Source organism: Nocardia sp. NPDC050710 (assembly GCF_040654375.1).
GTDB lineage: Bacteria > Actinomycetota > Actinomycetes > Mycobacteriales > Mycobacteriaceae > Nocardia.
In genome coordinates, this window is record NZ_JBFAHV010000018.1 from 155,072 (window position 1) to 167,791 (window position 12,720).

Annotated in this window: 13 protein-coding genes; all 13 read right to left on the reverse strand. The window is 65.1% G+C overall.

Features of this window, described 5'->3' with window-relative positions; all coding sequences use genetic code 11:
* Window positions 1-5: 5 nt before the first annotated feature.
* The gene (locus AB0H61_RS26705) at window positions 6-707 is read right to left on the reverse strand and encodes a hypothetical protein (protein WP_357309630.1); all 702 of its coding nucleotides are present in this window, start codon (window positions 705-707) and stop codon (window positions 6-8) included.
* A 241-nt stretch (window positions 708-948) separates the two neighbouring features.
* Window positions 949-1,545, reverse strand: a complete 597-nt coding sequence (locus AB0H61_RS26710; protein WP_357309633.1) for a hypothetical protein — start codon at window positions 1,543-1,545, stop codon at window positions 949-951.
* 419 nt (window positions 1,546-1,964) lie between these two features.
* Entirely contained in the window at window positions 1,965-2,804 is an 840-nt protein-coding gene (locus AB0H61_RS26715; RefSeq protein WP_357309636.1) for a hypothetical protein, read from the reverse strand.
* A 248-nt stretch (window positions 2,805-3,052) separates the two neighbouring features.
* Window positions 3,053-3,280, reverse strand: coding sequence for a hypothetical protein (locus AB0H61_RS26720; protein ID WP_357309639.1), 228 nt, complete (start codon window positions 3,278-3,280; stop codon window positions 3,053-3,055).
* A 358-nt stretch (window positions 3,281-3,638) separates the two neighbouring features.
* Window positions 3,639-4,424, reverse strand: a complete 786-nt coding sequence (locus AB0H61_RS26725; RefSeq protein WP_357309642.1) for a class I SAM-dependent methyltransferase — start codon at window positions 4,422-4,424, stop codon at window positions 3,639-3,641.
* Between the two features lie 275 nt (window positions 4,425-4,699).
* Window positions 4,700-5,146: a hypothetical protein gene (locus tag AB0H61_RS26730; protein WP_357309644.1), complete on the reverse strand. Its 447-nt coding sequence runs from the start codon at window positions 5,144-5,146 to the stop codon at window positions 4,700-4,702.
* 1,264 nt (window positions 5,147-6,410) lie between these two features.
* Entirely contained in the window at window positions 6,411-7,859 is a 1,449-nt protein-coding gene (gene ltrA, locus AB0H61_RS26735; RefSeq protein ID WP_357309647.1) for a group II intron reverse transcriptase/maturase, read from the reverse strand.
* Between the two features lie 515 nt (window positions 7,860-8,374).
* A protein-coding gene (locus AB0H61_RS26740) for an IS3 family transposase (protein ID WP_357309650.1) occupies window positions 8,375-9,621 on the reverse strand; the annotation gives its coding sequence in 2 pieces (ribosomal slippage) (window positions 8,375-9,339 and window positions 9,339-9,621; 1,248 coding nt in all).
* A gap of 51 nt (window positions 9,622-9,672) precedes the next feature.
* On the reverse strand, window positions 9,673-10,188 hold the full coding sequence (locus AB0H61_RS26745) for an ATP-binding protein (RefSeq protein ID WP_357309652.1): 516 nt from the start codon (window positions 10,186-10,188) through the stop codon (window positions 9,673-9,675).
* A 72-nt stretch (window positions 10,189-10,260) separates the two neighbouring features.
* The gene (locus AB0H61_RS26750; protein ID WP_357309655.1) at window positions 10,261-10,836 is read right to left on the reverse strand and encodes a hypothetical protein; all 576 of its coding nucleotides are present in this window, start codon (window positions 10,834-10,836) and stop codon (window positions 10,261-10,263) included.
* Between the two features lie 19 nt (window positions 10,837-10,855).
* Window positions 10,856-11,224 (reverse strand): hypothetical protein, encoded by a 369-nt coding sequence (locus AB0H61_RS26755; RefSeq protein WP_357309658.1) that lies wholly within the window; start codon window positions 11,222-11,224, stop codon window positions 10,856-10,858.
* Window positions 11,163-11,903, reverse strand: coding sequence for a hypothetical protein (locus AB0H61_RS26760; RefSeq protein WP_357309661.1), 741 nt, complete (start codon window positions 11,901-11,903; stop codon window positions 11,163-11,165). The genes AB0H61_RS26755 and AB0H61_RS26760 overlap by 62 nt, the downstream gene beginning before the upstream one ends.
* Window positions 11,904-12,254: 351 nt before the next feature.
* A complete protein-coding gene (locus AB0H61_RS26765) occupies window positions 12,255-12,569 on the reverse strand; it encodes a hypothetical protein (protein ID WP_357309664.1) in 315 nt (104 codons plus the stop codon).
* Between the last annotated feature and the right edge of the window lie 151 nt (window positions 12,570-12,720).

Here is a 12,720-nt window from a genome sequence, read left to right on the forward strand (position 1 = left end):
GTCTCCTATTTTCGGTTGAGGCGGGGGATCCGCGCGATCCGCCGGAGCAGAAGCCGCGGTCTGCGGAATCGTGGTCGATTGATCGTTTCGACCGCGTCGATGTAGGCGTTGGCGAAGCACGGGTCTACGGCGTTGGTGACGCAGTGGCCGTCGCGTTCGTAGATGCCGACCGACCATGGCCCCGGTCTCTCCTCGGTGGCGCTGCCGACCACACAGGTGTCACCGTTGGTGGCGTAGAGCTCGTGGTTTACGTCGAGGTCGGCGACCACCCCGGTGCAGCCGTCGCCTTGCCCGGTGAAGCCGATGTACGGTTCGTGCCCGCAAGCGCGCAGGAACTCGACTTCGGGAGCGTAGATCTGGAACAGTTCACGCTGGTAGTCCTCGCGGCTGGGCGGGTTGAGGGCGCGGCCTTGGAAGTAGGCGACCAACGAGTACAGGGCGTTCGGTGCGTCGTCGTTGTAGCGGTGCGGGTCGGTCTTCGCACGCACGATGCTGGCCGCGTCGAGCAGCCACTGCGCATCGTCGACGAGGCGATGGGTGTGGGCGACGTCGATGCCCTCACCCCAGTGCTCCAGTGGTGTGCCCTGCTGGGCGAATGCGGCGGCGAGGATGCGCGATTCGGCGTCGGTGAGGGGGTGGTCTTCGTCTCGGCAGGCCGCGAAGATGCGGGCGAGCTCGGCGTCGAAGGCATGGAAAGGGTCGGTCATCGTGAGGGCCTCGAGAGTTCGGTGACCGCGGATCCGCGTCGGTGTGGCCGTGGCGCCCGTGGTGCTCCAGTCGGCGGAATGTGTGGATCCGATGGTGGTCAGTGCGGCATCGATTGCAGTACTTGCGGGCGGTAGCCGACGGCTGTCATCTGCTGAAGCAGGGGCGCGGTCTCCTCGGGTGTGGCGGGGCGTTGCTGCTCGACCCACTGTGCGTGGACGGATCGGATCCGACCGTCGGCGGTCAGAACTTGGTACGAGCGCCGAGGAGTGGTGGCGCCGCGGTCGAGTAGGACCGCGGCCACCTTGTCGAGGTGGTCGCACACGAAGTAGACGGGCTGGCGGGGTGGTGGCGGCTGGTTGGGTGCGGTGTAGGAGTAGGGAAGCGCCGCCGTGGCTTGCTCTTCGGAGGCTTTGTCCCAGCCCGCCGGTATTGCGCGGTGATCTCAGCGACAACATCCGGGTCGGCGCTGGGGCCGGTGATGTGTGGCGCCACAGCGGGGTTGGCCAGCGGTGAGGGGTGTACGAGCCCGGCGTGGAACGCTTGGCGGCCGAGCGCGACCCAGTCGTGGCAGTCGGCGGGTGGTTGTGGGGCGAGGGTGGCCAACAGCTCGGCGACCCGGACGGCGTCGGCGGCCGCGACGTCGATGACGAACCGGAAGATGTCGCGGCGGCGGACGTCGACGTCGATGGTGTCGATCCCCGCGTATTGCGGTTGAACCGAGGCGACTTGATCGCCCGGTGCGTAGGTCGCCGAGAGGATTGATGCCACGGCTTCGGCGTGGCTGGTAGTGCCTGCCGCGAACTGGTGGCGGGCATCCGGTGGATCGGTGGGATTCATGGGGTCCTGACCTTGGAGGTTCGGAGGTTCGCCGAAGACACGCGTGTGTTCCTGGGGTGGAATGCATCCCGCGCGGATCTGGCCGAGCAGAGCTGACCGTGAATTCACCAGTGCCGCAGCCGCGTTCAACGCGCTACCGCTATCTGTGCGCACGGCGGCGGTGGAGTGCATACGTGATGTGAGCGCGGCAGTCGAGGCCGCGGCAACGGGATTGTCGCGGATGGGCAGCGTCGGGGTGATTGTGGATCGGAGTGGGTGTGGGTGCGGTGTTGAAGTAGACGACCAGCCATCAGATCGCGACCACGACCGCCGCGATCACACCGACGGCCGCGGCTCCTGCTCGACCCCGTGCCCTCGCCGCGCAGGGCGGCGGCGGTGAGGTCGCCTCGCCGTCACGGCACCGCTGGCGCGAACGCCCTTCACCGGGTCACCCGGTACGCAATCTTGTTGCGTTCGGTGGCCACGTCGGGCGCAAGCGTGAAGGCAGCGATCTTTGTCGGTCTCGTGCTCTCGTGTTCCTGTGGTGTGGGTTCGAGCCCGAGCAGCGGAACCGCGCGAACCTCATCGCCGAAATCGATGACGAGGCAGTTCAATTCGATGTCGAGCGGACCCGGCCGGCGTTCCTTGCGCCCGGTGTAGGTCCCGCGGACGGTGTCGCCGGGCCATATCTGCCCGGGCTGCTGGACTCGGCTGCGGTAGTTCGGGTCGTTGCGGTGCTGCTTGTGCCACATCGCCGAAGTCCAGAGTGCGAAGTCGTAGCCACACTCGGCTAACCGGTGCAGGTCGCCGGTGTCGGCGTCGAAGCCATTGACCTGCGTGCACTGAGCCACTTCAATGCCGGCGGCGGCGAGGGCGTCGAGGCTGGCGGCGAGCCGCTGGGCGGCGCTGGTCGGACGCGGGAATGTCCACTCGTCGCCGTTGCGCTTCCATCCGTATTTGCGCAGGATGGCAGCGACGTCGGCGTGGTCGATGTCTGCTGCCGTCTCGACGGTGAACCCCGTCTCGCTCAGGGTTCGGGAGCGGACGCCCTGGGCGCGCACGGCCTGGGCCCGCTGGTCGTCAACGCCGCGAACTTCGTGGATCTTGTCGAACGTGTAGAGCGTTGTTGCGACTTCGGCGCGGACCGTCACCGACTTGCTGTTGACCCGCACGACCTCATGCCACCTCGACTTCGTCCGCACGAACTTCGCGCCGACGATCTCTTCGCGTGTCAGACGCACCCGGTCGCGTTCGGCGATGCGGCGATCGCAGCTCGCCACGATGTCGGCCCAGTACGTGACTGCCGCGTCCGCCTCCAGCCAGCGGCGGGTGTAGCTGTCGAACAGTGCGTGGATCTTGTTGCTGCCTCGGTGGGCGTTCGATCCGCCGTAGCGCGGTCCCGGCGCGGCCCTGGCCAGCGCTCGGTCAGCGGCAGCGGTGGCCTCCCGGCGAGCTATGGCCTTGTCGCGCAGGGCAATCGCGTATGCGCGGCGGTTCTCGAGGTCGAGATTTTCTTACGGCATCCGGGTTACCCGTCGCGCTCCGCGGGTGCCAGTCGCCGGTTCGGTACGGCCAGCCGTCGGCGCGTCATCGCCTCGAGCTCATCGATCCGGGAGCCGACGGTGCCCTCGTAGTAGGCGAGGTCGCCTGTGACGCCGTCGATCTCCGCAAGGCCCGCCAGCTGCCACATCCGCAGATAGAGCCCGGCTGCGGATGTGGTGAACGGAGCCCTCGCGCTCGTTACAGCGCACGCCACACAGACCTCCGCAGCTGTTCCGGGTCGGGTATCGGTCCCGGCGACGACACGCGTGAGGATCTCGCGGCAATGAGACCGGTAGACAACCTCGTTTCGCATCAACGGATGTGTCGGTTGCAATAAGTCGATGCTGCCGACCAGAACACCCGTATACTGCGGGTGTCGTTTCATCGCTGCCGCGATTTCCTCGTGAGCGACCGTATGGGTCGAGAAAACCAACTCCACGGTTGCGGCGCATTCGTGGTAGAGATCGGTAATTTCGATGGACGGTGATTTCTTTTCCACCTACACGTCCTTTCGAGAAGACGAGAAATCCCATAGGGGCACACTCTTTTGGGGTGTGCGCCGAGCCGGACTGCTAGAGGTCCAGGGGGCGGCGTGCGTGGAGGAACACGGCATCGACATCCGTGCCGGACTTGGCGAATGTCCCGGCGGGCAGTTCCTCGTAACCGCCGTGTGTGGTGATGAATTCACGCATCGCCCGGTAATCGCGGTCGGTTCGGAACGTGTAGCTTCCGGGCGCGACCGCCAGGAGCTGGCCACCGGCGATCAGCAGGTCCCATGCGGCGTAGAGGTGATCCATCCACACCGTCGGCCGTCGCGGCAGAGCGAACGGCGGGTTCATCACCACGACTGTGAACTGCCGCGATGCGGTCGCGGCGAACTCCTCAAAGCTGGACACCACGACCGTCACCCGTGGGTCGGACCCGATCACGGCGGCACGCTCGGGATTGGGCTCCACGGCCGTGACATGCACGCTCGGGTTGGTCTCCAGGATTGCCCGCACGAACGCCCCATCCCCTGCCGAGGGCTCGAGGACGTGCGCCCCGGCCTCGAGACCGGTGATGTCGGAGTGCTCGCCCGAGACGATGTGCCTCGCCAACCAGTCGGGTGTCGCGAAGTACGCCTCCAGTGTCTTGCTCACAGTGTTGGGGGTCTTGCCACTTGCCACGGCCGCCGCGATGATTTCGGCGGGGTCATCGGTGAAAACGTGGGCCTGTTCTCGGCGGCTCCACTTTCCGCCCATGGTCTCGATGACCCTGTTGACTTTTTTGTAATCGGCGGGGGTGAGCTGCTTCGGGAGAAACAGCTTGTCGCCCTCGATTCGCGATTCGGCCAGTATTTCCCGCGCGAACTCGGGCACGGTCACTGATGTTCTTACGGCCATTGATGATCGCCTTTCAAGCTATAAGGTTTAATGGAGCGGTTTGCACAGGGCGTGTTCGGCCGGTTCACTCGCTGAGCCAGTTCGGAACTCGTCACCAAGCCGCAAGCGGCTGCAGTCGAGGCCGCTGGCGAGCATCGCCGCGACCTTGTCATCGCTGGGCGGGTCGGTGCGCGCGATCTCCAAGGGCGACGCTGGGTGTGGTCGTTGCCGGACTACAGTTCGGTCGCCAGCGGGATGAGGGGCAGCAGGCGTCAGAAGCCGCGCGTGGGCGGACTGGCTGTGGAGAAAGCGACGGTGTAGGTGCTGGCTTCGACGGTGAGGATGAGCCATCCCTGCTGGGTGGTGAACTCGCGGATCAGGTTGATCAGCGTCTCGCCAGTGTCGTCGGGTGCGGTCAGCTCGAGGTATTCGGCGAAGTCGTCACCCCCGGCGGCGGTGTCCTCCAGACCGATGTGCGACTCGCGCCAGCCCAGGGCGTAGCTGACCACGACATGGCCCTCGCGATGGGGGTCGAGCTGGGCGGGAATGCCGTTGCTACGGAAATAGGTGCCCTCGTCCTTGACCCAAATCAGCGAAGGCACTGGCGGTGCATCAGTGGGTTCGTCGTACGGGGGGCGGGAATGCTCGGCGGCGGCAATCGCGTGCTCGGCGATCGGCAGCACTTCGGCCAGCGGGAACCACAAGTCGATCGAGGACATCTCGGTGTTTCCTAATCAGTTATTAGGGACAGGGTTCCGGCCGTGTCTCAACATCGGTGTCGATGCCGCGCCGCCCATGCGGATGGTGCGGCACCGCCCGGTAGTTGGGTACGTGGGTAGAGGCCGCGATCGGAACGGGGGTGTGCGGGTGGGGTTCGATTGCGTGAATTGCCCCGAGCGTCAGTGGGATTGCGTTCGAGCGTCGCCCCTGCGGCGCTGAGGGTGGGATCTGATGCTGTTGGTCTCGCCGATCGGGTCTGTGAATTCGTCAGACAGCCGCGCCCGAGAGGGACGGTCGGTGGCATCGTTGAACGATCCGTTGTCGTGGATGGCCGTGTTCGACGGTGACGTGGCGCTCACCGTGCATCACGGTGTGGGCCTTGCGTAGTAGCGCGGCCTCCGCGTATCGCCGGAGCAGCTGGTCGGCGGGCGTCGGGGCGCCGATCGTCGAGGAAACTATGGGCGTGTGGCTATTTCTGTGGTGTCGGAGACCTTGGATCAGCACATCAGGGCGCTGTGGCGCGAGGTTGGCGCTGAGCGTCCCTCAAGTGGAGGTGGTGCGAATGCTGATATCTGGGGGGTTCCGGGGTTCGTTGTGGAAGTGGGCTGGATGAGCTAGGGGGTTGACGGCTTGACAGAGGGGTCCACCACGGTGTTAACGGTGGAGGAGATCGGCTGATCCTCGATAGGGTCGGTCGATGGGCTCGGGTTGAAGTGGACGACGAGCCACCAGACCGCGGCCACGAACGCCACGATCACAGCAATGGCGGCGACTTGCTCGAGGCGGGCCCGCCGCCGGGCAGTGGCGTCGTGGCGGTTGCGTGGCGTTGAAGAGCCACGGGGACTGGGTGCACGCGCGTGAGTGTGGTGCGCGGCGCGCGGCGTGCGGACCTGATCTACCGATTCTGGGTGTGATGTAGGCGCGATCGACGTGGTGAGCGGTAATCGGTTGCTGGGGTTCGCACGTTGTTTCTCCTGCCGCCATGGTGTGCGGTGCAGGCGATGGGGGATGCGGTGGAGTGAACCGCCCCGGTGAGTCCGGAGACCTATTGATGTGACAGCTCAACGGGTTGCTGGGCTGGTTGTTGACAGTAGTAGGCGGCCTCCATCTGCGCTGGGGGCATGTCCCCGCAGTGCCGGTAGAGGCGGCGGTGGTGTAGGGGTCGGACCGCAGCGCCCTGCCGGTCTTTCGACACGGTGGGTTTCTGCGGCCCGCCCTCCGAACCGGACGTGCATGTCTCCACGCATCCGGCTCTCCACATGTTCAAGCCGCTGGTGCGTGGTCGGTGCCGGGTTGCCAATCTGCCCATGGTGCAGGGATTTTCGAGCCCCGATATCGGTAACGGCTGACCGTCACCTCTCGTGGTCGGAACAGCTCGACGCGGCGGTCGCTGATCTGCCAGTTCGGCCAGAATCGGCGGCGTAGCGAGCCCCAGGTCAAACCGAAATGCCGTTTGCGCAGCCAATACGCGACCCTCATGAACGCGAAGTGGTCGACGTAGCAGAAGGTGCGCTTGGACACCCCGTGCTTGAAATAGTTGCACCAGCCCCGCATTGCGGGATTGACCCGCCGTAGCAGGGTGACCAGTGTTCGATGCGAGTTGCGGCGCGTCAGGTTTCGGACCTTGCCGATGATCGAAGCCAGCGACTTCTTCGACGGCCAGGTGTAGACGAACCGCTTTCTGCTGCCCGGTTTGGTCCTCCGCTGGATGCGGAAGCCCAGGAACTCCAGGCCCTCGTCGATGTGACGGATCCCTGTCTTCTCAACCGATAAGCGCAGGCTCATCGGCGCGAGCACCGCCTCGACCTCATCCCATAGCGCTTCGGCCTGGGCGCGAGTGCCGTTGACCAGCACCACGAAATCGTCCGCGTAGCGGACGATCCGATAGGTGGCGCCCCCGGCGCGCCTGTGTTTGGTGCGCTTCCAGTTCGTGTCGAACTCTTCCCATTTGCCGGTGAAGTGCTCATCCAGAACCGAGAGAGCGATGTTGGCCAGCAGTGGTGAAAGGATGCCACCCTGGGGCGTGCCGGTCGGCGTCTCCCGATGCACCGCGTCCTCGGAGAGGATCCCGGCCTTCAGGAACGCCTTGACCAACGCCAGCATCCGCTTGTCGCCGACCCGCATCCGCACCCGATCCATCAGTGCGGCATGCGAGATTTCGTCGAAACAGGCAGTAATGTCTGCCTCGAAGACCCACTCGTATCCCTTGTTTCCCGAGGTGAAGTGGTGGATCTCGGCGATAGCGTCCTGCGCGCGTCGTCGTGGCCGGAACCCATACGAACACGGCTTGAAATCCGCTTCGAAAATAGGTTCCAACACCAGCTTCGCAGCCGCCTGCACGATCCTGTCGGCGGTGGTCGGGATTCCCAGACGACGCATCTTGCCATTCGCCTTCGGGATCAGCTTCTCCCGCACCGGCACCGGCCTGAACCGGTGCCCCTTCAGATCGTCACGCAACTGCGACAGGAACTGCCCGACACCGTCATCAACGGAACATGGTGCGATTCCATCGATTCCAGCCGTGCGGGCTCCTTTGTTGCCCCGCACCCGGTCCCACGCCACGACAAGGAAAGCCGGGTCATAGACAAGATTGAACAGATCATCGAACCGGCGGCCCGCATCGGCCACCGCCCAACGGTGCAGCTTCCGCTGCATCCTGCGTACCCGCAGCCAAGCCATTTCCGGCTCCGGCCACGGCGCACCGGTATTCACCAGTGACCTCCACTCGATGCTCGGAGACTGCGAACATGCTGGACCCCTTCGCCATGTGACCGGCTTTCCCGATCTCGGACTACTACGGATCCTCCGCCCCCGCACGGCAGCATCGGCCGGCGACGGGCCTTCCTGCCGGACCGCTGGACGCGGCCCGGGAAAGGGACCGCCGTGTGGGTTCCCACGTTCACTGTCGGATCGATCGACGGGTGAGGTGCCCAACTATGCCCCTGCGGCATCGCCACGACTACGCCGCGGACCTTCACCGTGGCCTCCGGACCGAAGGTACAAATCCGGTCACGAAGTTCCCCGCACCACAACGTGATACGAGTGCGCGCCGCTGCCCAGCCCACATCCGCCAGATTCGAGCTGGTGGGACCGACTTGAGGAGCTTTCAGACGCTGGTTTCTCACGTACACCGTCCCGTCTTGCTTGCCGGACCCACGTCATCTGGCAGTGCCGACGCGTCCCGTCGTTGTCGGGGCTGCTTACCACCCTCACCGGCGTCCCCCGGATCAGGCTGCCCCCAGCTTCAACCCGCTGCCGCGACAGCAGGCAGACGAAGGTCTCTCACCTCCATTCGAACCAACAGCGCCTCGTGGCGCTCTGAACCAGTCAACCCATTCGGCGGTGGCTAGCTCGACCTGGTCGACGGTGCGCCACGGCGCTCGCGGCTTGATCAGTTCGGTTTTGTAGAGGCCGTTGATCGTCTCGGCGAGGGCGTTGTCGAAACTCGACCCCACCGCGCCGACCGAGGGCTGGATCCCGGCCTCGGCGAGCCGTTCGGTGACCGCTATGGATGTGTATTGAGATCCTCTATCAGTGTGGTGCACAACGTCTTTCACGTTCCATCCCTCCCGTTCCCGGGTCCAGATGGCGTGCTCGATGGCGTCGAGTACCAGCGCGGTGGTCATCGAGGTGGCGGTGCGCCAGCCGATGATGCGGCGGGCGTAGGCGTCGACGACGAAGGCCACATACACCCACCCCGACCAAGTCGACACATAGGTTATGTCGGCCACCCACAAGCGATTCGGTGCCGCTGGCGCGAACTTCCGCTGCACCAGATCGGCCGGCCGCGCGGCCACCGGATCGGCGATGGTCGTGCGTTTGACCCGGCCGCGGACCGCGCCGCGCAACCCGAGCTCACGCATCAGCCGTTCCACCGTGCACCGGGCGACCCGGATTCCTTCTCGATTCAGTTGCAGCCAAACCTTTCTCGCGCCATAGACGCCGAAGTTCTCGGTGTGAACCCGTGCAATTTCCGGCCTCAATTCCTCGTCGCGCCGATGACGGTGCGTCGGGGTCTTGGCGCGGTGCGCGTAATAGGTCGATGGGGCGATCTGCACGCCGAGCTCGGACAACACGGCACAGATCGACTCGACACCCCATCGCAGGCCACCGTCGATCCGGTGGCCCTGGTGTTCGCTGATGTATCTGACGGTCAGCGCTGTGGCCGGTCCAGTTCGGCCGCGAAGAAAATCGAGGCCGATTTCAGAATCACGTTGGCGCGCTTGAGTTCTGCGTTCTCCCGCCGCAGCCGCTTGAGTTCCGCCGACTCTTCACTGGTGATACCCGGGCGGGCACCGCCGTCGATCTGGCTCTGGCGCACCCACTTGCGGACCGTTTCCGGGGTCCCCACGCCCAGCAGTCCGGCGACCGCTTTCATCGCGGCCCACTCCGACTCGTGCTGACCGGCAACCTCGGCATACATCCGCACCGCCCGCTCACGCAGCTCAGCCGGGTACCTCTTACTCGACGACACGACTCCATCCTCTCCGACAGATGATGAAGTCTCCCGACCCACCGGGGCGGTTCAGTAGCGCAGCGAGTCCTCGTCGTTGAACCCATGGACCGGCACGGCGTGGTCGGCGATTCCCGACTGCTGGACGAAATGCCGCCGAGTTGTGGTGTACAGCACACTGACCCCTCCTCCTTCGTAGGGCAGGAATGGATCGATGATCTCGGCGTTGGTGGCGTCGTCGAACACGAGCAGGGTCGGGCGCTCAGAGGTGTGCAGGGTGTCGCGCACCCGTCCGGCGGTGGTTACAGGATCGACGACGACCACATCGAGGTAACCGGCCATGCGGACCAGCCCAGCGAGGATGCCGTCGCGGGTCGTGGCGTCGATCCAGGCGACGTCGCCTCGTTGTTGGGCCCATCTCCGTGCATAGTCCGCAGCGATCTGAGATTTGCCCGATCCCGGCGGCCCGACCAGCGCACACCCCCTCGGACCCACAAATCGATGCCAGTCCTCGCCGCCATGGTCGATGTAGTGGGCTGCGCGGGCGGGGATGTCGCCGATGACGGCGGAGGGCCTCGATGCGGTCATTTTCGTCCTCGATATATGCGAACAGCACCGGATGCCGCGGGCCTGTGTGGTGTCGAACTATTCATCGCGACATCAGGATACGGATGTGGCGCAATGGTCGGGCTTCGCGCGGCAGGTGGATGTGGTGGATGGATCCGCGTGGGAGCTCTCGGCGTGGCGACGTAGTTCCGACAGCGGTAGCGGGTACTTGATCCCTTCGCGCTGCTCCCGCAGGATCGAATAGTCTCCGAGTTCCTTGCGCAGTGCGGCTTCCCGGCGTTCAGCCTCGGCGAAGCGGTCGGGGAAGACCTCCAGCGTGCGCCGCCATTGTTTCTGTCCCGCACGTACACAGATACCGCCGCAGTTGTTGTGGCTGTAGCCGAGCTCATACAGACGCGGCGGCACAAGCCCGAGAGCGCGGCAGTCGTCGAGCATCTGCTCTTTGCTCAGATGAGGTTGGTCGGCCATCGGAAACTCGACTCGCCATGGCGCCCATCCGCCGATTACGCCTGGTTCGCGACGTCGTTCAGCCCAGTCGAGCCCGACGTAGAGGACGGTGTCGGCGGGGTCGCAATGGTGTTGCAACCACCGGCGGCACGGGACCTGCTTGAGCCACTTCGAACACGGGGCAAGCCGCGAGTTCCCGATGAACCGGACGTCGGCGAACACCTCCCATGGCGTTCGCCCGTCACAGACCCTCACCAACGGCACACCCAGGTATTCCACGGCGTCGGCCAGAAACCGGTGCAGGTCTTCGTCTTCGATCAGGGTGTCGGCGAAAAGTAGAACCATATCGTTGGTGCCATGCCGTTGCGCGATACGCACGGCCGCAGCGAAAGATCCGATACCACCCGACATTTGAACGACCCTTTTCACACGCTACCCGCCTTTCTCGAAGTGCTCGCCCGATTTTTCGGCTTGTGGCCACGCGCAGTGTGCAGGCGTCGATGTCGTAGCCGTCCCACGGTGATCGGCGTGCGACCGCGGCATATCTGTTACCGGATCGCTGGGTCCGGACAGGCCAGCCGTCGGGCCGCGCACCGATGCGCGCTGTCACCTCGGCGACCCACCGCGCCCGCGCATGTCTGCTCTTGTCGGCCGAGGTCGAGGCATTCGGCGGTCGAGTGCGCGCCGGAACGCGGGGATGTGGTGATTTGGTCGTGTCCGGTGGCGCGCAGGCCGGTGGCGTCGGTGGATGGGAAGCATCGTTCGTCCTGTGGGCGGAGTTGGTTCATGGCGTAGTGCATGAACCTCTCCTGGTAGGTATGAGGGCCTGCGGTGAACAGGTGGAGGTCTTCATCGGGGTTGTCGACGGCCACGTCGAGGGTTTGCCCGTCCCAGGTCTTGATGACCGGTGAGATCTCACCGTGTTCGCGGTGCTGGCGGTAGTGCCAGAGCAGGCCGTATTCGCCGAGTGTGCCGGTGGCCAGGGAGCCGTTGTCGAGCCAGGCGAATCGGGGACCGAGACTGCGGACCGCGGCCGCGATGACCTCCTCGCTGCGCTGGTACCTCAAGGGCACCGCCTCCCATCGCTGATGCGCGGCGGCGACTTCGGGATGGCGCGCCAGCAGGGTGGAGGTGATGATCTCGATCACGAGGTCTTCGTGCGGAGTAGGCTGTTGCGCTCCCGCCAGCAGCCGCAGAATATGGACGAGTTCGGAGGTGCTTTCCTGCTCGGCTTCGGGCTGCCACTTGGCACGCACATCTTCCGGCGACGGTGATGGTGTCTGTGTCACTGAGTTTGTTCTCCTGCAATCGGTTTCGATGACGGGCATTTCAGGGGGTGAGGGTCCATGCCGCCCCGCGCGGGCGTCACCGGGCGTGTCGCGTCGAGGCGGCGCTGGACCTCGGTTGGGTCGGGTACGACTGGATCGGCAGTCGTGGCACTACATTTCACCGGGCTCGAGGCCAGCCTGCTCCGGGTAGACCGGAGGGGTGCGATAGCCGTAGCCGCTGTAGCGGGGTGCTGTCGGCATCGGGAGTACTCCGATCAGGTCAGGGAACAGGATCGCGGTGGGGTGGAGACGGTGGTCGGAAGTCGAGGGGAGCTGGCGCGCGAAGCGGCGCCCGAGTTCGACATCGCAGAGTCAGCCTCGGCCCTCGTGAACGGCTTGCGCACTGCGCACCAGCGGCCCGTATTCTTGCCGGGTTTCGGCGCTGAAGTGGCTGGTGGGCACACCGAAATATGGCTGCCGGGTCACTCCCACCCGACCATCGCGGAACAAGAAATACGATTCACCCGCGTCCTCGCTGAAATAGTCGCCGACGAAAATGCCTGCCATGTAGCAGGATTCGTCACGCGAGCCGGTAGCGGCCTCGACGGGCTCGGAGATCATCTCGACCTCGTCGCCAGAGACGAGACGGCCTCTGAGGATGTGCAGCTGCGGACGGGTCTCGGGCATGGGCAGTGTCCGTTCTCGATGGGTTCGGTCATAACGTCCGCTGCCGGGGCACATAGCCGGGCCAGCGCAGGTGAGCCCTGGAATTCATCGGTAGGGGTGAAGGATTTCGGGCTGGCCCTGTCTTGGTGAGGGGAGGCGGTGGCATCGGGTG